Below are 21569 nucleotides of genomic sequence, written 5' to 3'. Positions count from 1 at the left end.
CTTTTTTATATCTGTTCTAATTTTAATTTCTTCTGCATCTTTTGCACAAGAGGTTCAAGACGACCCCTATAAAAAACCGCAAATTTGGAAAAAATTGAGGACAAATCCCAATGACTCAACTCTTTGGGCTTTGTACTTAGGAAAGAAATGGTCTGCCATGACCAAAGCAGAGTTAGAAGAAATAGGAATTTGGAAACAAGAACTTTATATACAGTCCATTGCAGAGAAAGAAGCCATTTTAGGAGCCAGAGAACGCGAAGAAGACCTATTCAAAGAAACACCCCCTACGAAGGCAGCAGGGACAAACCGTCCCGTAAAAAGTGAGATGCAAATGAAGCAGTTAGCTACCTTAGAGAGTCAAATCATGCAGGAACGCAGCGACATAGTCCAACTCAAAAAAAATATTTATGAAAACTTTGTTATTATAGAAGATGCACTCAAAGAAGAGTTTGCTAAGTTCAATGTAACTTACCGATACTACGATGACGTTCACGCTGACCGCAAATACAATGAAATCAAATGGATAGAAGAACAGGAAGCCCGCCTTCGTAAACTAAAATTAGAAAAAGTAGCGGAACTGCGAAAGCAAGTCGGGTTAAAGTAAATCACTTTACTGCGGAAAATTTTTTTTCAACTCGTTCCAAAGAGCTATTTTTTTCTGCTTATCGTTTATCAAATCATTTAAAGCATCAGAAAGTAAAGCCTTAGTAGATTGGCTAATACTCCGTACTTTATTTTTTTCCAAAGAAACAAAAGGAGGTGGTGCATGGTTAGAAAATATGAAAATGAACTCTCTATCTTTCATCATAGCTTGTTGGAATGTGGCAATTGGCAGTTTTTCAACTTTATTTAGAGGAATATTAATCGCTTTCAAAATATTGTGAAGCTGCTCGCCAAGCGATTCAGGCAGAGGACTTGCCTCCTCATGCAAAACTAAAAAGGGTAAAACAGGCTTCGTAACAATATCACCTTCTTCTGGCAGTATTTGTACCTCTTTTTCAAGAATATAAATGGTTTCCTTGATAAGTATGGGCAAAAAAAGAAAATCTGTCTGTGTTTGAAAGTTCATAAATACTTTGACAAATAGAATTCAAAGATACAAAATTCCTATCTTTGCAAAAGAGATTTTGAAAATATGCTTACTATTTTTTATAAGTTTGAAAATCAAGTTATTTCATCTAATCAGTTAGACATACTCCAGCACATTCCCCTCACTTCTGTCATTTGGGTAGATTTGTTGCAACCCTCTACAAACGAATTAGAGGCATTGCAATCTATTTTCCAAATAGAGTTTTTGACCAGAGAAGAAGCAGAGGAAATCCAATCTCGCTATTTTGAGGTGGATAGTACTTTTTTTATTAACCTTACCTGCATCTCCCAAAAACAATCAAATGTGGAGCAGGGGATTATTTCTTTCATTTTGAAGGACAATACGCTCTTTTCTATTCGCCAAGATTCGCTTTCTGTATTTACAGAAATCTCTCAAAAAACTTTTCTTAACTCCAAGTATTATCAAAACGGCATAGATGTACTAACTTCCTTTTTTGAGCATATCATTGAAAATGATGCAGATACTATAGAATATAATGCTCGTCATATTTCCAAAATGAGTAAAAAACTAAGTTTGGAACGCAGTATAGACGAACAACTCATCATAGATATTGCTAACTTCCAAGAAAGCACCATGCTTATTCGCCAAAATGTGATTGAAAAGCAAAGAGTTCTCTCTGCCATGCTAAAAAGCAAATATTTCCAATCGTACAACTATGAAGACTTGCGTATTCTCATCAAAGATACAGGCTCTCTCTTAGACCATTCTGCTTTTAGTTTTGAGCGCTTGGAATACCTGCAAAATACTTTCATGGGGCTAATCAATATTGAGCAAAATAAAATCATCAAAATCTTTACGGTAGTTTCTGTGATTTTTATGCCTCCTACTTTGATAGCGAGTATTTACGGAATGAACTTCAAAGTGATGCCTGAGTTGGATTGGATGGGAGGCTATCCGTTTGCCTTAGGCTTGATGGTGCTTTCCTCTATCATTACTTTGTTCTTTTTCAAGAAAAAGCAGTGGTTATGAGGGAAAGCTCTGCCTTGCTTTCACTGTTCTCGGGAAAATCACAATAGAACAAAATAAAATCGGCAAACTATTAATTTATCTGCAAAAATAGCATCTATATAGGAAATTTTTTATATTTGCTATCATAGTAAAGAAATATGAAAATGAAAAAATCCACCATTTTTATAAGCGTATCCATAGCTATTTTTGGGTTCTACGCCTGCTCCTCCCAAGAAAACCATGAGAAAGAAAACTTCGCTCCTAAGTTTAAGCTACTTCCTGCTGACAAAATAACGTTCAATTCCTTCGTAGATTGCAACATGGCAGAGGCGTGGATAGGAGATACTTTTAGGATTTTCCCCGGAAAATATGGCGAAGACCCTCTCTGGGGAGATGCCAAAGATTTGAAATTTGCTGATGGAAAAAACGCAGATGAGGCATTTAGAAAGGGGAAAGACGGCTTTTTTGACCCTAAAATGCCTCCTAATGTACCCGTTGGGCAAGATGGCTTGCACGGAGCGGTTTGGTTTGAAACTGTTTATCAAGATACCAAAGACCCCTCTGGAAAAACGCTCTACGGCGTTTATCACAACGAAAATTACCCCTCTACCTATCCTTATGATTCTCTTACAGGGCAAGGATACAAAAACGAAAAGTGGCCACAAGGGTTGCAAGGACCTACCAGCCCTGCGGCAGTTTGTCGTATCGGGATTATGAAATCTACTGACGGAGGCAGGAGTTGGGAAAACAAAGGCATCTTCATAGAAGACCTCAACGAAAGACTCATTTTAAAACCTCACAATACTTCCAATACCTTTGCAGGCGGCGTAGGCGACCCCTCTGCCGTAGCGAGTGGAGATTATTTGTACCTATTTTACGGCGAATATGGCTACCCTGGTGTCTATGAAGAAGCTACTTACAGCCGACAAACAGAATGGGCAGGGCAGTGCATCAGTGTAGCAAGGATTGCTCTGGCAGACTTAGACAATCCGCAAGGCAAAGCCAAAAGGTGGGACGGCACAGGCTTTAATGCTCCTTTCAATGGAATCGGTAAACCTATTGCTTCACTGCAAATTCCTATTGAAGAGGGAGGTGGTCCTGCCTCTTCGCCTACGGGAGGCTTTCATTGGGGACCTTCGGTGAGTTGGAATACTTATCTGAACTGCTGGGTTATGCTTATGGGAAAAGTAGTGGGACCCTCTTGGCAAGGAAGTCAAGTATATATTTCTTTCAATAGGAATCCTGATTTTTCTAATCCAGCAAGCACGCAGGAGTGGACAAAACCTCAGCTACTTTTTGAAAAAGAGGGTTATATTTTGTGGTATCCTTCTCTACAGCCATTAAATACGCCAGAGGACATCAAAGAAAAATACACCTGCTTACGCTTAGGCAAAAAAGCAAGATTTTTTGTAAAGCGAATCAAACCGGGCGACGACGAGTATGCCTCAGAGCATATCATAGAGTTTGAAAAGTAAAACTATCAAGTAGTATAACCTTGTATTAAACCCTTGTCAAAATCTGCTGCAAAGGCTTTTCTTTTTCATGCAAGAAAATAGGATTGTGGAAAAGGTGTAGTTTTTTTAGCAACTGAAAAAGTTGATAATCTTCTTCTTTGGTCAGATTTCCTGAAACTAACTGCGCAATAGCTCGCATCGTGCCAAAGACTTTCATAAACTCTGTTTTGCCTTTTTCGGTTACTCTCAAGTACTTTATTCGCTTATCTTCTTGGCTATCAAACTGTTCTATTAATTTGTTTTTGAGCAAGCGCTTGATGATTTCCATGCCTGTAGGCTTTTCGTGTATATTAGTTTCTATGAGTTGGGTCTTGCTCAGTGGGTTTGGGTTAAAATAAAGCGTAATTAAATAAACCAACTCATCAAAAGTTACAAAAGCAGATTGATGCTCCTCTAAGGCTTTTTTAGCATAGAGCTTCGCATAGCGATACAGGTAAGTAATCAGGGCAAGGACAGAATAGTTTTCCTGCTCTTTGAAATCTTCTTCATTGTTTTGAAAATGATTATCGCTATCTTGAAAACTATCTTTCAGTTTATCATCATTCTGTTTTTGCCATTTCTTTTCATTTTCTATTTTTTGCGAAAGCCAAGCGGAGAAATCCTGCAAACTTCCTTTCTGATTTTCTTTTTGAAAATCAGCTGCTTGGTCTATCAATTCGTGTATGAGTTGGTAATTCATCATTCTATTTTTGTTACTTTTAATAACCATAAGTACACCAGAGGCACAGGTTATATGTTACGATGGCGCACTTTAATTTACAGTTAAATGTATAAAAAAATACTATTTTTCTTAAACCTTTTCCAAATAAAAATGTTTTTGTACTAAATTAGTATTAAAACATCTTATTTTATGAAAAAGTTTTTATTTTTTAGTATTTTATCATTCTTTTATTTACCTCTAAGTTTTGCCCAAAATGTCGGTATCATTCGCGGTACGGTCAAAGATAAAAATACCCAAGAAGCCTTAATTGGCGTTACTGTATTGATAGAAGGCACGCAAATAGGCACTACTACCGATGCAGACGGCAACTACAAATTGGACAAAGTTCCCGTAGGCAGTTATAACCTCAGAGCGAGTTTTGTAGGCTACAAAACCCTCACCAAGTTCAATATCAACTTGACTTCGGGCAATGCACAGATTATCAACTTTGAATTGGAGGAAGAAGTAAGCACACTCAAAGAAGTAGAAATTACTGCTACGCAAAGTAAATCAGCTTCAGTAGCAGACATTATTACCCCGCTTTCCACGCAAAGCCTGACTACAGAAGAAATCAGAAGCAACCCCGGTGGCAATTTTGATATTTCAAGAGTAGTCCAGGTACTTCCTGGTGTTGGTGGGACAAGTGGTTCGGTAGGGGGCTTTCGCAATGACATAGTGATTCGCGGTGGGGCGCCAAACGAAAATGTATATTACTTAGATGGCATAGAAATCCCTGTCATCAATCACTTTACTACGCAAGGAAGTGCAGGCGGTCCTACAGGTATTTTGAATGTATCTTTCATAGAGGACGTAAAATTGAGTTCTTCGGCTTTTGATGCCCGCTACGACAATGCTCTCGCTTCCACCTTCCAATTCAAACAAAGAGAAGGCAATCCTGACCGTTTCTCAGGCAATATCCGATTGAGTTCCACCGAATTAGCCACGACTTTTGAAGGACCTATTTCCCCTAAAACTACCTATTTGGCATCAGTAAGAAGGTCTTACTTGCAGTTGCTTTTCCAAGCGATTGACCTGCCTATTCGCCCTAACTATTGGGATTTTCAGTACAAGATTACGCACAAAATCAATGCAAAAACTTCCATTACCGCTTTGGGTGTGGGAGCGATAGACGAGTTTACTTTCGCTATCCCAAGACAAAGTTCTCCTGAGAAGGAGTATATTTTGCGCTCAGTCCCAAGCATCAATCAGTGGAACTACACCGTAGGTTTTGCTTTGAAACGCTTAGTAAATAACGGTTACATCAATATTGCATTGAGTAGAAATACTTTTGATAATCAATTAGATAGATTTGAAGACAAAGACGAAGGAAACGAAAGCAAGCGAATTTTGAAAGCCCGCTCCCAAGAAACTGAAAATAAGCTACGTATAGATGTAAACAAATTTGTAAATGGTTGGAAGTTTTCTTACGGCTTAGTTGCCCAATACGTGCAGTTCAATAACGACGTTTTCAATAGGATACGTAAGGAAATCAGAGATGCACAAGGGCAACTCTTGCAACCGCAAATCGCCGTAAACTTCAATACTGACATAGACTTTTTCCGCTATGGAGCGTTTGGACAAGTTTCTAAAAGTCTGCTAAACAATAAATTAGGGCTTTCTTTGGGACTAAGAACAGACATGAATAGCTTTACCGAAACAGGAAATAATCCACTGGAAACACTTTCCCCGCGACTTTCGCTTTCGTATGCTTTGGCAGACAAGTGGAATCTTAATGCCTCAGTAGGAACATATTACAAAACACCTATTTACACCATTTTGAGTTATAGGAATGAGCAAGGCGAGTTAGTAAACAAAGATGCCAAGTACACCAATTCAACGCATTACGTAGGCGGATTAGAATTTCTGCCCAAAGATGACTTACGCTTTACCGTAGAAGGATTTTACAAAAGTTATCGTAATTATCCTGTTTCAGTCAGAGATGGCATTTCTTTGGCAAATCAAGGGGGCGACTTTGGGGCTATTGGCAATGAAGAAGTTACCACCAATGGTATAGGCAATGCTTACGGCTTTGAGTTTTATGCCCAGCAAAAACTTACCAAAAATATTTTTGCAGTCTTTTCTTATACTTTTGTTCGCAGTCAGTTTGCAGGGCTTGACGGCAAGTTAGTGCCATCGGCTTGGGACAATAGACATTTGATTTCTGCTCTTTTTGGTAAAAAATTCAACAAAGGCTGGGAAATAGGCATGAGATACCGCTTTGCAGGTGGAGCACCGCTGACTCCGTTTGATTTGGTGGCTTCGCAGAAAAATTACCCAACTTTGGGGGTAGGGATTTTGGACTTTTCAAAGCTCAATTCAGAAAGATTAACCGCTTTTAACCAGTTTGATTTCCGCATAGATAAGAAATGGAATTTTCGCCGAGCCACTTTTGACTTGTATTTAGATGTTCAGAATGCCTTAGGTTTCCAAACACCTGCTTTCCCGCAATATACTTTCCAACGCACTGCGGACAATTCCGCCTTTGCGACTACTGACGGTAATCCTTTGCGAACTGACGGAGCCAATGGTATTCCTTTAATTTTGTCCAATAACGAAGCTACAGTTTTACCGTCTTTGGGCTTTATCATTGAGTTTTAGGTAGTGGTGGTATTAGCTTTTTCAAATTGTACTTTGGCATACATCTTTGAAAGAGGGATAGGGTGGTCTAAAATACTGATGCTTTGGTCTGCCTCAAAAGCAAATCGGTACACCCACTCTCTTTCTTTGTTTTTGGTCAGGGTTTCTACTTGGACTTCCTCTTGGGAAATCATGACGTACTGCTGAAGACTTGGAATGGACTGGTACATTTGGAGTTTTTTGCTTCTATCGTAGCGGGCTGTACTTGGGGACAGAATTTCAATGATACAAACGGGATTAAGCAGAGCTTGTATGCCTTTTTTACGCTCTCTGTACTCGGTAGGTTCTTGGAAAACAACTACATCAGGATTGGCATAGAGGTCAAAAGCAGGGACATAAATAAGCGTTTCGTTGGTAGAAACAATCAGTGGGCTTGCTTGCAAAGCGATATATAATTCTCCTATTATATTCGCTTCAACGATGTTGTGATTTTTTTGTGCGTAAGGCATAAGGATTACTTTTCCGTTTTCATATTGAAATCTACCCTCATGTTTTTCAACGAGTTCCAAGTACTCCTCCTCGCTCATGTAAAATACTTCTCCCTCTTGGATTTCGTCAAGAGGCGGAATTTGAGTAAAGATATTTTCACTTTCAAGTATCGCAGGCATAGGCTCGAGCTTTCTTTTTACCAAAAATAAACAAAAAATCACAATTAAACAAAATGAAAAAAATCTTTTTGTTTTTGTATTACAAAGATTCTATCAATTTAAAATTTATCCAAAGTTAAATAAAATCAGGATACTCCAAATAAAATGATTTTCCAATCCTTTTCTCTTGCTGAGAAAGAGACTTGGGTTCTCTGACACTTTTTCCAATGAACAATACTACATGTAACTTTAAGCCCATAGGGCTGTCATCTTTGTAGAAAAGAGCAAGCCCAACCAACATATAACATATAGCAAGGTCGTAGGCATGAAATATGCCACCGCTACGCGGTTTTATTCATTATTTTCTACAAAAATAGCACACCTACTGTGTTGGTCAAGGGCAGATGAAAGTCCAATGCTTATATAAGTTTTACACAGGAAGTGTCAGAGAACAGGGACTTTGGAGTAAAGAAAATTTCAAAACCACTTTTGATTGAGTATAAAACTCTAACCTATTAAAATAGATAGTTCAGTAGTTAATAAAGGCTAAATCCACTCCTTAGTTTCTTCATCAATCTTTTCCATTTGCTTGATAGTGAAATATATGATTTTGATAATTTCTGTCATGTGAAATAAATCCTCTGCAATGCTTCTTCCTTTTCTGTCTTTGAGGTACTTGTCCAAAACCTGATAGCCACCAATGTAAAACTCGTAGACCTCTTTGGGTACGGTTTCAAAATACTGCGTTGGGTTGATGTATAGTCGTTGGTGGGTTTTGCCTTGTATGTTAATGATTTTAAATTCAGGTTTCACCACTACATTGTCGCCCTCAACAGGGTAGTTCCCCAAATCTGCCAACTCTTTGAAAGCAAAGTTTTTTCGCATCAAGTGTCGTTCTATCAACTCCTCTCCCAGCACTGCAAGATGCTCAAAACTTTGTTGGTTTTTGGTAAATGGAATATGGGGAAAATCCATCTTTAAAAAGTCTGCATACTTGGTTCTGTACGTTTCACTGTGCAGCATGGCATAGATATAACCTAAAATCTGCTCAGGGTTATAATGCTTTTGGTATTGTTGATTGATAAACTTGCGAAAGGCAGAAGTGAAATTTTCGGTCTTGATAAAGCCGTTTTCTTCTTTCTCATTTCCATACGGGGCTTGTGGCTCGGCTACTCCAAAAAATGTTTTTTCTACCCCATTTTTAAGAATGTAAAGAGGGAAAATAAAAGCCCCACCTTTATTACTTAATGTAGCCCTAAAATTGGGAATAAAGCTTGTTATGAAAGCATGGTTGAATATGCCTTCAGCTACCTGCCTAACAGATATGAGTGCAACATTCTTATCTTGAAAATTAATCATTATGTTTTTCCTTGACCGCTCTATCTTGTCCGCATCGTAGTACAGCTTTCGTACATCAAAAGGACGATACAAGATGGAGGTAGTAAGTTCTTTGTGATATTCTTTGAATCGTTCTCGTATCTTTTTTTGCAGATTTTTCTCCTCAAAATCTATGAATAGTTCATCGTTTCCCGTTACTACCCCCACACTGTTGAGGTTAAAAATATCCTTTATGCTCCAAAAATGCTCGTACTGCTCCCTGAGTGCTTGATTTTGAGGTATGAACAAGTAGAACGGCGCATTGGGCTGTAGTTCAGTAAACTCAATGGTTTTCAAAGAGTTTTCTACACAGAGCTTGAGTTTTTCCTTTCTACTTCCCCAAAAATCTGTATGAAAAATGCCTTTCTTTAATCCTTTTTTCTTGACCAAAATAGAAATACATACGCCTTGCTGAATATCAAAAATATTTTCGTCTTTTCTGCCTTCGGGAGTAGTTTCTTTTTTCCTGCTATTTCCATGCAAATCAATAAAATGGAGTTGGTTAAAAGTACTCATCAGACTTTGTCGCATACCTCTAAAAGTAGGATTGTCCAAAAAAGAATGATTCGTAATAATGCCTACTACGCCCTGCTCTACCCTATCCATTTTGTCTTGGGCAAAACGAATGAACTTCACATAATCATCTTGTAAACCCTTAGGATTGCGTTCGTTGAGTTTTGTACTATCTACCTTGTAATAGTCCTTTATTTTATTGCTAATCCAAAGGCTATTATTTTTAGAAGCATAAGAATAAGGAGGGTTGCCCGTAATAACTAAAATTGGTTTATCTTTGATAGCCTGAGCCGACTGTGTTTCTTTAGAAAGTTGGGGCATAAAAGGCACTCTGACTTGCCTATTTACAGGCTCTAAGGTATTGGTCAGATATACTTGCAGACGCTCCTTGCCCTCGAGTTCGTAGCCATTTTCCTTCAAAAACTGCGAAAGTTTGAGATGAGCCACAGTATAAGGGGCAATTAGGTACTCAAAACCGTAGAGGTTTTGCAAGAGATGCTCCTTAATCAGTAGTTTTCTTTTTTCAGGGTTCTGTTGGGGTAAGTTTTCCAATACTGTTCTGAATATTTCTAATAAAAAAGTTCCTGTTCCTGTGGCAAAATCCAAGACGGTTACTTGCTTGTGTTCAGCTAAGCCATTAGGGAGTTGGAAGGTATGCGTTAAAATTTCATCAATAGCTCGCACAATAAAATTCACTGCTTGGGGAGGAGTATAGTAAACACCTTTGGCTTTTCGCAGCTTATAGTCATAGGCGGCAAGGAAGGTTTCGTAAAAATAAATGTAGGGGTCTGCGCTGTCCCAATCTTCTGAGGTTCTTTTTTTAAAGCTCATATTTTGCTGAAAAGTTGCCCATTCTATGTGGTTGATAATAGCAATGATTTCATCAATAATCCACTTAGTTTCTTGGTATTCAGGTTTTTCCAATTCATCAAGAAAATGGATTAATTCCTTGATAAGTTGAAAACTTGAAGGAATATATTTCTTTACACTGTCCAGAGAAATTGCCTGGGTATCCGCATTCAATCCTGCCAAGAACATACCGTAGCTGAGCATTTGAGCAAAAGCATCTGCAAACTCTGCTATGCTTAGCTCGCTAAAAATGTTGTTTTTAAAGGCATCGTATAGGTCGTATAGTCTTTCCTGTTCGTTTTGCTTGCTTTGTCTTTCCAATTCATCATAGATAAAATCTTTCAAATTTCGGCAGCGCACCGCTAAGGCAAGAGCCAAGTGGTCAGGATTGGTTATTTTTTCAGGTACTTGCGAAAAAAAATTGAGCAAAAGTTGTTCTACCTTTTCTTGTTTTTCCTCATCGCCTTTGTAGTTTTTGTTTTCAATATCCGATAGGGAACACAGACTTTCGCTCTGTATATTTTCTCCTCTTATCCAAACAAAGTCTATATAGTTGGTAAGGAGTAGATTTTTTGATAATTCTCGGTACTTTTTTATCTGTTCGCTTTGTAAGGTTCTATCCAAATTTTCCGTAATCTTTTTATTCTCGACATAGCCAATGATAGCACTTGCCGTAAAGATTTTAAAATCAGGCGAGCCGTAGTTTTCTTTGCGTTTGGGTTCTTGCAAGACTGTAATTTTCTGGGTCTGGTTAATCTGAGCTGCTTGTTTGAGCAGATTTTCCAGAACTGACCTTTGGGAGTGTTCTGTTAGTTGGTCAAGCGAAACTTGTTGTAGTTCTTGGATATAAGTTTTAAAGTCTATTTTCATTTCAAATATCGTGAAGTCAGGCTCAAAGATATTTACTTTTTTACGAAGTGAGGAGAGTAGGGCAGGGATATTTTCGCTTTTAATCTTTGCAAGAAGAAAAAAGTACTCTCTTGGCTATATTGGAACAGGATTTTGAGAGGAACTGCTTAGAAGTAGTTTGTCTCGTTTCTCTAATACGGATATTCTTGCTTATTTCATAATTGGATAGATGTAAAAAAGCCAAAACTTAGATTTCCTACTCTTGTTTATAAGTAGTGAGGAATCTAAACTCGCTTAATTTGGCTTACTGCATTATTTTTGTACCTTTGTCAATGCCTAATTGTGAGTGTGATGCTCAAATAAGGTTTTTAGCAAAAATTATGTTTACTTTAATATATGCTGTGATACTATGATTCTAAAAATCAAAAACTTAGGAAGCATCAACCAAGCAGAAATTGATTTGAGCAAGGATTTAATTTTGCTTTGTGGAGAGCAGGACTATTGGCAGACTTACCTTACGCATACCATTTATCATTTGTTTAGTTTTGATACCAGCTTTTTCTTAGAACTGACTAAGTTTGCTCAGTGGGAAGACTTGCAAGAACTGGTACAGGAATTACAGGAAAATAATAGATTAGAAATCAATCTATTAGAGAAAGTGGATAATTATTTCTTACCATACAAGCATCAAATTTTATCTACTACGACTACTTATCTCAGAGAAAAAATTAGAGAAATTTTTACAGGCTTCAAAGAGTCCTTTATTAATACAGAGATAGTAATAGATGCTGATAATGAGTTTATTAAAAGGCAAATTATCCTCTCTAACTATGAAACGCACTTTGGCAATATGCAAAAAGGATATTTTATGACAGCCTCCAAACCCTCGCTCTCTCCCATGTTGAGTTTTGAAGTTACGCCACAACACCAGTTTACTACTGAGCGTTTGCAGAGTGCTATCAGTATGAATATCTTTATTAGTTTAGTACATAGTCTTTTAGGTTTACAAACCCAAATTTTTCAAGCAAAGCAAAAATTTAGCTTGGGTTCTGAACAGGAGGTACAAGATTTAGCACAGCAAACCTCGCCTTTTGTCTATTTAGCAGATAAATTGGACACTATCTCACATGATTTTCCATCGCTGAGCTTTTACTTGCGGCATTTGGCACAGCCTAAGGACTGCTTAATTATTAGAGAACCAGAAAAAGGGTTAAGTATTGATAATCAGATATTTATAGGAAATTTTATAGGCAATTTAGTGAATCAAGGTTTCAAAGTAGTCATCAGTACCAATAGTGTTCCCTTAGTGGAGGAGATTCGGCGTATGATTGATTTTGAGCAAAATCCTATACTCTCCTCAGCAAATTCTATTTCTTTGTTTTTCTCCCGAAAAATAGAATGGGGTAGATTTAGTGATAACTAATATTGTTAATAAGTATCTTGCATGGAAAATTTCCAAAACTTAGGAAGATATATGATTTATTTCTATAGAAGTATCCAAGTGAGAAGAAGCATTACCCCGATAAGTTCCTGTAACTAAATTACATAGCGATGGTACATGGGCGGCGGTAAGGGCTATGTGCCTTTCACCTATTGCCATACCCGTAGTAGCATCAAAACCTTTCCACCCCGCTCCCGGCAGGTAAACCTCTACCCAAGCATGAAGTGAGTTGGGAAAATTAAAATTATCTACTTGATAGCCAAGTACATAGCGTGCTGCTATGCCTGCTTCCCTGCAAAGGGCTAATTGTAAATAAGCCAAATCTTTGTAAGAACCTGACATTTTTTCTAAGGTAACTTCTGGCATAGCTGGAGGACTAAATGGATTGGGTTTTTCTACCTGAAAGTGGTCGTACAGATAGCGAGTAAGATGAGATATAAAAGGAAGTGTTTGAAAATCAATATCTAACATTAGCTCTTTGGCTAATTTTTGTACCTTTTCATCTTTACTTACTTGAGTCAAAAAAGGCATTACTTCTATGTGAGTAGCATCATTATAGCGCATGGGCAACTGAGTAGCTGTAAAAGGGTAAATAATAAAATTAAAAGGATTGGAATTTTCCGTTTCAACTACTGAAGTGGCTACAATTTTCAACTCAGTGGTATGTCCTTCAAACCAAAGCATATAATCACTATGATTATTTAGACCTACCTTCATATTTTTAGTACTTGGAAAGGGGAGAATATCTAAATCAAATATTTTTAATGTTTGATAAGCATCGGTACGAGGTCTTACCCTAAGTAGGTGTGGCTCTAAAAATACTTCAGAAGAATAACGATAGTGAGTAGTATGCTTGATTTTGAACAACATAAACTAAAATAATAACATAAATGAAAAAAATAATTTCTATGCTACAAATTAGTAATTTTCTAATGAATCAAAAATATAGTACTTATTTTTATTTGGAAAAACCTAAATATCTATTTTTATTTTCTAAAAAAGCAACGCATCAAAAAATTTAACTTGATGATAATGAACCTCTTTGACCTTTATTGGTAAATAGTTCCTTATTGCTAATATCAGGGTTGCACGTTGTTACTCCAATAAATTTATTGTAATTTTGGATTCTAAAAAAAGCAAACAAATGTTTACAGGAATTATAGAAACAGAAGGTATTATACATAGCATTGAAAAACAACAAGATAATATTATTTTTTGGGTGGAATCAAATATTGCCCATGAGCTAAAAATAGACCAAAGCATAGCTCACGATGGCGTGTGTCTGACTGTTACTGCCGTTGCCGAAGGCAAGCATTGTGTTACTGCTATCTATGAAACTTTGCAAAAGACTAATTTGGGAAGTTGGGAAGTTGGTAAAATAGTCAATTTAGAGCGATGTATGCCTGCTAACGGTCGCTTTGACGGTCATTTTGTTCAGGGGCATGTCGACCAGACAGGAGTATGCACTTCGGTAATTAGTGAGCATGGAAGTTGGCGTTTTTCTTTTGCCTATGAGGTTTCCAAAGGAAATTTTACCGTGGAGAAAGGTTCTATTGCCGTCAATGGGGTAAGCCTAACAGTAGTAGATTCCTCAGAAGGAAGTTTTAGTGTAGCAATTATTCCATACACGTACGAGCATACCAATTTCAAAGAAATTGGTGTAGGTACAGTTGTGAATTTAGAATTTGATATTATTGGGAAATACCTAAAAAAACTATTTGAAAAGCAAAATTTAGTCAAGTCATCAATTTAAAAAAATCTACTTTTATCTACTGAAATAATAAGAAATTTCATATTGAGGTTGCTCGTTGGGTTTGAGGTTAAGCGCAAAATTATAACCTTCCTGAAACTTACCTTTTCTACCTTCTTTGATGCCTTGCAAAAAAGCAGTAAACGTAGGGTAAGTATCTTCATAATCAGAAAGATAAGCCCCCTGCCGAAAATAAACAAAATAATCTCTTAAAACGGTTAAGTAAGCACTGTTTTGCACCCTCCACCTCAGGCTATCTGCTGCTCTTGCAAATCCTTCAGCAAAAGCCCACTTGCTCCCTATGCTAAATCCATAGCTAAAAGTGTTTTCAGGTTTTCGGCGTGCCTCTTGCTCTCCTAAAAAGCGATATACTACGCTTAGTCCTGCATAGTTAGCTGTATTAGAAAATAAGCGTAAACTGTCTTGTTTAAAATCATAGTCCAAAAAAATCTCTGCTTGATTGGCATAAAAAGCATTTCCTCTATCAAAAACCAGTTTGCCACTGGTCAGGTCATTATTAGGGCTGTAAACCTCTCCATAATACTCCCAAACCCCTTGTCTTATACTCCTATTTTCGCGAAATGTACTACCGAAACGGACGAAATACATAAAATCGTAGCTTGGATTTGTTTTTGCCTCGTAATATCGTCCTACGGAGAGGGTGAGTCGGTTTGAGTCAGCAGGAAGAATATGAGTGGTGTAGCGAGTATTGGGGCTTGCTTGACTGTATTGAAAAGTAATATATCTAAGATGCCAGTTGCCTACTATGGGGTCTATTTTTTTTTGAAATTCTTTTTCACATGAAGTTAAGCCTATAATTACAAGACAAATACTCAAACTTAGGTACTTCTTCATAAACAAATATGCTTTATCTTCTCACTAAGAATTTTTTAGTAATAATGCTCTTATTATTAATGGATAGAGTGTAGAAATAGATTCCTGAGGAGTACTCACTTACAGAAATTTCTAATTGGTGTGCTTGGGGAGAGAGTTCTTCCTCTTTCACTATACTGCCTAAAACGTTTCTAATAGTAATTTTTACCTTCGCATTGGTGTCTATAATATGATAATTAAATTTTACTAAATCGTTTGCTGGATTAGGATAAATATTAGAAATGTCTATTTGCTCATTGACAAATAATTTATCATCGGAGAAATAATCGCTTGTACTATGTTGCAAAGGCAAGATAGTAAGATTTTCTCCTCCCAATGCAAGCGATGCAGAAATAGTGCAAATAACTAAAATACAAGACAGTATATTTTTTATCATACAAGACAGAGTTTAAAAGTCAGAAACAGTTATAATTCAAGTCATTATATTATACGATTATAGTGAATTAATAGTTGCTGAATGTAAGAACTTTGTTAATTATTTATAGTTCTTTAACATAAACAAGCCGTGTGCATTATGCCAACTGCAAAATACAATATTTCGTCTTAGAAAAGTTCTATTAAGTATCGTTAAAACTGGAATTTGATAGAAAGGTAAGACATTAATTCAATGTATGAAGTTAGTGAAAAAATTAACATTTACAAAAAAAATTACCACTATTTTTGGGAATAGTGGTAAAAAAGTAATTTTTATTTGCAAAAGTATTAGTTAGGCATCACAATCGGTCTGCCTATGCTATTGTAGTACCATCCTGCCTCTGCCAATGTTTCTACTCCATAAAGGTTTCTTCCATCAAAAATGACTTTACTTTTCATTAATTGAGCCATTTTGTTGAAATCGGGTGTGCGGAATAGGCTCCACTCTGTAATGATAGCCAAAGCGTCAGCTCCGTGCAAGGCATCATAATGTCCAAAGGTCAAAGCTACTTTATCTCCCATGACTTGGCGTACATTGTCCATTGCTTCTGGGTCAAAAGCAGTTACTGTTGCGCCTGCGGCTACCAATTCTTCTATAATATACAGTGCAGGTGCTTCGCGAATATCATCTGTATTAGGTTTAAAAGCAAGCCCCCAAATGGCTATCTTCTTGTCTTTGAGGTTATTGTTGAAGTATTCTTTGATTTTCTTTGATAAGATAAAGCGTTGGTCGTGGTTTACCTTCATTACTGAATCAATGATACGGAAGTCATAGTTGTATTCTTTAGCGGTTTTATGCAATGCTTGAACATCTTTGGGGAAACAACTGCCACCATAACCTACTCCCGGGAATAGAAAACGATTGCCTATTCTTTTGTCGCTACCAATACCTCTACGTACATGGTCGACATTGGCACCTACTTTTTCGCATAGGTTAGCTACCTCGTTCATAAAGCTAATACGCATAGCCAGATAAGAGTTTGCTGCGTATTTAGTCATCTCAGCAGAACGCTCGTCCATAAATATAATAGGGTTGCCTTGGCGTACAAAAGGCTCGTACAGGCGTTGCATTACTTCGCGAGCGCGGTCAGAGGAAGTACCTATCACTACTCGGTCAGGTTTCAAAAAGTCTTCTACGGCAACTCCCTCTCTCAAAAACTCAGGATTTGACACTACATCAAACTCCACTTTGGCGTTTTTAGCGATTGCTGCATGAACTTTCTCAGCAGTCCCTACGGGAACGGTACTTTTATCGACTATTACTTTGTAGCTGTCAATAATTTTACCTAATTGTTCTGCTACGCCCAATACGTAGGAAAGGTCAGCAGAGCCGTCTTCGCCCGGTGGGGTAGGTAAAGCCAAGAAAATAACCTCAGCAGACTTCACCGCACTTTCCAAATCGGTAGTAAAGGTAAGCCGTCCTTGCTTAGTATTTCTGTTGAAAATCACCTCTAAACCCGGTTCGTAAATTGGCATTTCACCATTTTGCAGACGCGCAACTTTGGTAGCATTATTATCTACACAAATAACTTGATTACCTGTTTCAGCAAAGCAAGTACCTGAAACTAAACCTACATATCCCGTTCCAATAACTGCTAAATTCATAGTGTTTTTGTTTTTAGGAAATAAATAAAATGTTTAATAAATATTTAAAATAAAATGTTTTCTACACGAAATTTTTAAAATTAGCCACTAAATAAGTAAGATTTTTTGAAATCTACATGACTAAAAACAAATTTTTCTTGGTAAAAGTACTTAAAAAGTTTCAAAAGCAATCTATCATTTTACTTAGAAGTACAAAATATGTAAACATTTACAAGTGATTTTCATACATTTAGTCCTTATTTTGACATTGTTTCTCAAAAGCCTTTTTGAAAAAAAAGATTTAAGAAGAAAAGACTAAAATTTTTTATACTTTTGATGCTTTGAGAAAAATATAAAAGCACTTTCAAGCAAGAATAGGCTCTATGTGGAAAACCTTAGGTACTTTTATTGTAAGAAGAAACGAAATTATTAATCTGATAATCAGAAGAATATCTCAGATAAATGTTTCTATTGCTTTCATTTTGCTTATCTATCGCTACGGTTTTTTGCTTTCAGATGAGGAGGCAAATGAAGTTTTCAGAATATTTGATTTCCAATTTCTCATCTATGTCATCTTATTTGGGCTACGCATGCTGTTTTCTTTTGACCGACGGGATTTTATCAATAGAGAACGCTTAGAACTGCTTTTGACAAGTATTATTATTTTATATGGCTTGGCTAATTGGCTGTTTGGTTTTCGCCTATTTTTGTATTACCTATACCTATTTTCTATAGACAATCCTGTCAATACCTACCAAAATCTTCTCAGTGTTTTTCTATTTATCATTATTATCTTAGAAATTTCAAAAAGTGCTAATCGCATTTCCGAACTCAAACTCAAACCAGCAACTACCTTTGTCATGAGTTTTGTGATTTTGATTTTAGGAGGAGCTTTTTTGCTTATGCTTCCCGCTATGACGGTACAGGGGTCTATGCCTTTCATAGATGCACTTTTTACCTCGGCGAGTGCTTCTTGTGTTACAGGATTGATAGTGGTGGACACGGCTACTTTTTTTACTTTTAAAGGTAAGTTGGTACTGATGCTTTTGATTCAATTAGGAGGTTTAGGCATCGTACTTTTTGCTACCTTTTTCTCCAGTTTTTTGTCAAGTGGAGTAAGTCTAAGGCAACAGTCTATCATGCAAAACTTTTTGAGTAGTGAAAATTTAGCTTCTGCCAAACAACTTTTGCGTAAAGTAGTGTTTATTACGCTTTTGATAGAATTTATTGGGTTTTTGCTTGTTTTCTTTTCATGGGATGAGGAGCTTTGGGACACAGACCAACAGTTTAAAAGTTTGGGAGAGAAAGTTTTTTTCTCTATATTTCATTCTATATCAGCATTTTGCAATGCAGGATTCAGCCTTTTCTCTGGGGGAATGTTGGACGAGGATATGAAAACAGGAAGAATGTACACATTACATTTTGTACTTTCTTTACTTATTATTTTAGGGGGGCTGGGATTTACAGTGATAGAAGAAGTTTTCCACCCTAAGTATATCAAAAGCAGGATAATCACTCCATGGAAAAAACTCTCTCACAACACAAGGATTACACTGCGTTTTACTTTTATTTTGGTAGTTACAGGGATAGTAGCATTTATGATTTTTGAGTTTGAGAAGTTGAGAGATAGAACCATCATAGAAGCTTTTATTACTGCTCTTTTCCAATCTGTGGTAACGCGAACAGCAGGGTTTAACTCTATGGATTTCAGTAAGCTACAACATGCAACGCTTATTTTGTGTATGTTTATGATGTTTATTGGGGCTGGGTCTGGCTCTACGGCAGGTGGCATCAAAATCACTACTTTTGTAGTTATTTTATACTCCTCTATTGCCAACATTACAGGTCAAAAAAATATTAATATAGAAAGAAGAACTATCCCAGTAGAGGCTGTTAATCGTGCTTTTGCTTTGCTTATGTTTGCCGTGAGCTACAATAGCTTAGCTATTTTTTTGCTTTCTATTACAGAGTCAGAAAAAGATATTTTACAAGTGGCTTTTGAGCAAATCTCTGCTTTTGCAACGGTTGGACTGTCCATGGGCATTACAGCAGACCTTTCATTATTAGGCAAAATTATCATCATCATGACCATGTTTATTGGGAGGGTAGGCACGGTTACGCTGGCTTTGGCATTGAGCAAAAAAGCGGTTAGTACAGCGTATGAGTACCCTAAGACGCATTTGCTCATAGGGTAAATACTGCTTGCTTCTTCTTTAATAGGCTTTTATCTCTAAGAGTTTTTCCATGACTTTTTCCATACCTGAACTTGCTTTATCACTAATGACCGTCAAATTTCTAATATGACTGACAGAAGGAGGATTCAAGTCCACCAAAAATTTCAAAGTATCCCTATGTACGTAATCTATCAGACCTGCGGCGGGATAGACCTGCAACGAAGTCCCTACCACGAGAAAAATATCTGCCTCTGCACTTATCTCTGCGGCTACAGATATCAAAGGAACTGACTCCCCAAACCAAACAATATGAGGGCGAAGTTGAGAACCTTTGGGACATTTATCTCCCAATTTTATATCGCCTTCTATATTAAAAATTAGGTTTTCATCTAAGCTACTTCTCATTTTAAACAGGCTGCCGTGTAGGTGAATAACGTGAGTTGAGCCTGCTTTCTCGTGCAAGTCATCTACGTTTTGGGTAATGACCGTTACCTCAAAGTAGTCTTCTAACTGCTTGATTATCTGGTGAGCTTTGTTCGGTTGGGCTTGCTTGGCGGCTTTTCTTCGCTGATTGTAAAAATCTAAAACCAAAGCTGGATTTTTTCGCCAGCCTTGTGGAGAGGCTACCTCCATGACATCATGCCCTTCCCAAAGTCCTCCTGCATCTCTGAAAGTAGGGATTCCACTTTCCGCACTGATACCTGCCCCTGATAAAACGACTAATTTTTTCTTTGACATAGGTTTTACTTTTGGACAAAATTAGATATTATTTCAAAAAATGGGAGAAGTTAGTCCTATAAAATTCTTTTAAAAACTTCATCTTGCCTAAACTTCCTTTATTTTTGCTAATTTCCTATCTTTACATCAAAAATAACTTACAAATTGTAACCAATAAACTATATGCCTATTTATCATAAGCTGGGAAAAATCCCTCAAAAACGACATACCATTTTTGAAAAACCTAATGGAGGGTATTACTACGAACAACTTTTTGGCACAGAAGGATTTGTAGGTATGGCTTCTTTGCTCTACCATACTTACCGACCTACTATGGTCAAGGAAATTTTGGAAGCGTACAGCGTAGCACCTGAGATTGCGGTAGAGAAAAATATTACTCCTCGCAAAATGTTGGGCTTTAATGTCAGTCCCAAAGAGGATTTTTTAGAGAGCAGAACGCCTTTGATGCTCAATAATGATGTGCTGATTGGGGTGGCGGCTCCTAAGCAATCTATGGATGGCTATTTTTATAAAAATGCTGATGCTGACGAATTACTTTTCATACACAAAGGTTCTGGAAAACTACGAACTTTGGTGGGGACTATTCCTTTTGAATATGGAGATTATTTGCTCATTCCAAGAGGCATGATTTACCAAATAGAATTTGATAGTCAGGACAATAGAATTTTTTACTTGGAATCACATCAGCCCATTTATACGCCGAAACGCTACCGAAATTGGTTTGGGCAGCTTTTAGAACATTCTCCTTTTTGCGAGCGTGATTACAAGCTACCCCAAGACTTAGAAACTCATGATGAAAAGGGAGATTTCCTGATAAAAGTAAAAAAACAGGATTTGATTCACCAACTTGTTTATGCTACTCACCCTTTCGATGTAGTGGGTTGGGACGGGTATAATTTCCCTTATGGCTTCTCTATTCACAATTTTGAGCCTATTACGGGACGAGTACACCAGCCACCGCCTGTGCATCAAACTTTTGAAACAGATTCTTTTGTAGTTTGTTCCTTTTGCCCGCGTTTGTATGACTACCACCCAAGGGGGATTCCTGCACCTTACAATCATAGCAATATTGATTCAGAGGAATTGCTTTACTATGTGGACGGTGATTTTATGAGTAGGAACGACATAGGACAGGGACAGATGACTTTGCACCCCGGCGGGATTCCTCACGGACCGCACCCTGGCGCCATGGAAAGAAGTATTGGGAAGAAAGAAACCAATGAGTTAGCTGTTATGGTCGATACATTTAGACCGCTCAAACTGACTACTGAAGCTATGAAAATAGATGATGGGAAGTATTACAAATCTTGGATGGAAAGTTTGTAAGTATTTTTTACTATTCTTAACACACTTATCGTTCTTTATTTGCAATTAGATTTCTATTTTTACGGCTTGTATTATTTAGCTACTGTTTTCACGAACTAAAAATGAAAGTGAATAGGGCTAAATAATTTAATTGGCAAAATTGCTTAGATACGAATTTTAAAAT

The 21569-nt window shown here is 37.2% G+C and carries 17 protein-coding genes; 8 read left to right on the top strand and 9 right to left on the bottom strand.

The features are described 5' to 3' along the window. Window positions 1-94: 94 nt before the first annotated feature. Window positions 95-604: a hypothetical protein gene (locus BM141_RS10590; protein WP_143090888.1), complete on the top strand. Its 510-nt coding sequence runs from the start codon at window positions 95-97 to the stop codon at window positions 602-604. 6 nt (window positions 605-610) lie between these two features. On the opposite strand, the gene BM141_RS10585 is transcribed toward BM141_RS10590, so the two are convergent. Continuing rightward, window positions 611-1069: a DNA polymerase III subunit psi gene (locus tag BM141_RS10585; protein WP_091544970.1), complete on the bottom strand. Its 459-nt coding sequence runs from the start codon at window positions 1067-1069 to the stop codon at window positions 611-613. Between the two features lie 66 nt (window positions 1070-1135). On the opposite strand from BM141_RS10585, the gene corA reads away from it, so the two are divergent. Continuing rightward, window positions 1136-2080 (top strand): magnesium/cobalt transporter CorA, encoded by a 945-nt coding sequence (gene corA / locus BM141_RS10580; protein ID WP_091544969.1) that lies wholly within the window; start codon window positions 1136-1138, stop codon window positions 2078-2080. Window positions 2081-2223: 143 nt separating this feature from the next. After that, window positions 2224-3534, top strand: coding sequence for a hypothetical protein (locus tag BM141_RS10575; protein ID WP_091545075.1), 1311 nt, complete (start codon window positions 2224-2226; stop codon window positions 3532-3534). 25 nt (window positions 3535-3559) lie between these two features. On the opposite strand, the gene BM141_RS10570 is transcribed toward BM141_RS10575, so the two are convergent. Beyond that, the gene (locus BM141_RS10570; RefSeq protein WP_177217340.1) at window positions 3560-4255 is read right to left on the bottom strand and encodes a MarR family winged helix-turn-helix transcriptional regulator; all 696 of its coding nucleotides are present in this window, start codon (window positions 4253-4255) and stop codon (window positions 3560-3562) included. 168 nt (window positions 4256-4423) lie between these two features. Here BM141_RS10570 and BM141_RS10565 point away from each other — a divergent pair, with 168 nt between their 5' ends. Next, on the top strand, window positions 4424-6871 hold the full coding sequence (locus tag BM141_RS10565) for a TonB-dependent receptor (RefSeq protein ID WP_091544967.1): 2448 nt from the start codon (window positions 4424-4426) through the stop codon (window positions 6869-6871). Here BM141_RS10565 and BM141_RS10560 read toward each other — a convergent pair. Further along, a complete protein-coding gene (locus BM141_RS10560) occupies window positions 6868-7518 on the bottom strand; it encodes a Uma2 family endonuclease (RefSeq protein ID WP_143090887.1) in 651 nt (216 codons plus the stop codon). The two genes, BM141_RS10565 and BM141_RS10560, sit on opposite strands and share 4 nt — an antisense overlap. A gap of 525 nt (window positions 7519-8043) precedes the next feature. Further along, window positions 8044-11106: a type ISP restriction/modification enzyme gene (locus BM141_RS10555; protein ID WP_091544965.1), complete on the bottom strand. Its 3063-nt coding sequence runs from the start codon at window positions 11104-11106 to the stop codon at window positions 8044-8046. Window positions 11107-11494: 388 nt separating this feature from the next. On the opposite strand from BM141_RS10555, the gene BM141_RS10550 reads away from it, so the two are divergent. Beyond that, window positions 11495-12508 carry an AAA family ATPase gene (locus BM141_RS10550; RefSeq protein WP_091544964.1) on the top strand — a complete coding sequence of 338 codons (1014 nt, stop codon included), beginning with the start codon at window positions 11495-11497 and terminating at the stop codon, window positions 12506-12508. Between the two features lie 39 nt (window positions 12509-12547). Here the strand turns inward: BM141_RS10550 and BM141_RS10545 are convergent, their stop codons facing one another. Next, complete coding sequence (locus BM141_RS10545; protein WP_091544963.1) at window positions 12548-13396, bottom strand: transglutaminase family protein; 849 nt, start codon at window positions 13394-13396, stop codon at window positions 12548-12550. Between the two features lie 274 nt (window positions 13397-13670). On the opposite strand from BM141_RS10545, the gene BM141_RS10540 reads away from it, so the two are divergent. Further along, the gene (locus tag BM141_RS10540) at window positions 13671-14279 is read left to right on the top strand and encodes a riboflavin synthase (RefSeq protein WP_091544962.1); all 609 of its coding nucleotides are present in this window, start codon (window positions 13671-13673) and stop codon (window positions 14277-14279) included. Window positions 14280-14291: 12 nt separating this feature from the next. On the opposite strand, the gene BM141_RS10535 is transcribed toward BM141_RS10540, so the two are convergent. The 3 genes from BM141_RS10535 to BM141_RS10525 form a co-directional block, all read right to left on the bottom strand. Then, window positions 14292-15131, bottom strand: coding sequence for a hypothetical protein (locus BM141_RS10535; protein WP_091544961.1), 840 nt, complete (start codon window positions 15129-15131; stop codon window positions 14292-14294). Window positions 15132-15144: 13 nt separating this feature from the next. Next, the gene (locus BM141_RS10530) at window positions 15145-15546 is read right to left on the bottom strand and encodes a T9SS type A sorting domain-containing protein (protein WP_091544960.1); all 402 of its coding nucleotides are present in this window, start codon (window positions 15544-15546) and stop codon (window positions 15145-15147) included. Window positions 15547-15872: 326 nt separating this feature from the next. Then, window positions 15873-17189, bottom strand: a complete 1317-nt coding sequence (locus BM141_RS10525) for a UDP-glucose dehydrogenase family protein (protein WP_091544959.1) — start codon at window positions 17187-17189, stop codon at window positions 15873-15875. A 362-nt stretch (window positions 17190-17551) separates the two neighbouring features. Here BM141_RS10525 and BM141_RS10520 point away from each other — a divergent pair, with 362 nt between their 5' ends. Next, complete coding sequence (locus BM141_RS10520) at window positions 17552-19363, top strand: TrkH family potassium uptake protein (RefSeq protein WP_091544958.1); 1812 nt, start codon at window positions 17552-17554, stop codon at window positions 19361-19363. An 18-nt stretch (window positions 19364-19381) separates the two neighbouring features. On the opposite strand, the gene BM141_RS10515 is transcribed toward BM141_RS10520, so the two are convergent. Next, window positions 19382-20080, bottom strand: a complete 699-nt coding sequence (locus BM141_RS10515; RefSeq protein WP_091544957.1) for an SIR2 family NAD-dependent protein deacylase — start codon at window positions 20078-20080, stop codon at window positions 19382-19384. 162 nt (window positions 20081-20242) lie between these two features. Here BM141_RS10515 and BM141_RS10510 point away from each other — a divergent pair, with 162 nt between their 5' ends. Further along, window positions 20243-21406, top strand: coding sequence for a homogentisate 1,2-dioxygenase (locus BM141_RS10510; protein WP_091544956.1), 1164 nt, complete (start codon window positions 20243-20245; stop codon window positions 21404-21406). The last annotated feature ends 163 nt before the right edge of the window (window positions 21407-21569 follow it).

This window comes from Thermoflexibacter ruber (assembly GCF_900113045.1).
GTDB lineage: Bacteria > Bacteroidota > Bacteroidia > Cytophagales > Thermoflexibacteraceae > Thermoflexibacter > Thermoflexibacter ruber.
Note: the sequence above shows the minus strand (reverse complement) of the source record. Positions and strands in the feature narration are given on the sequence as shown.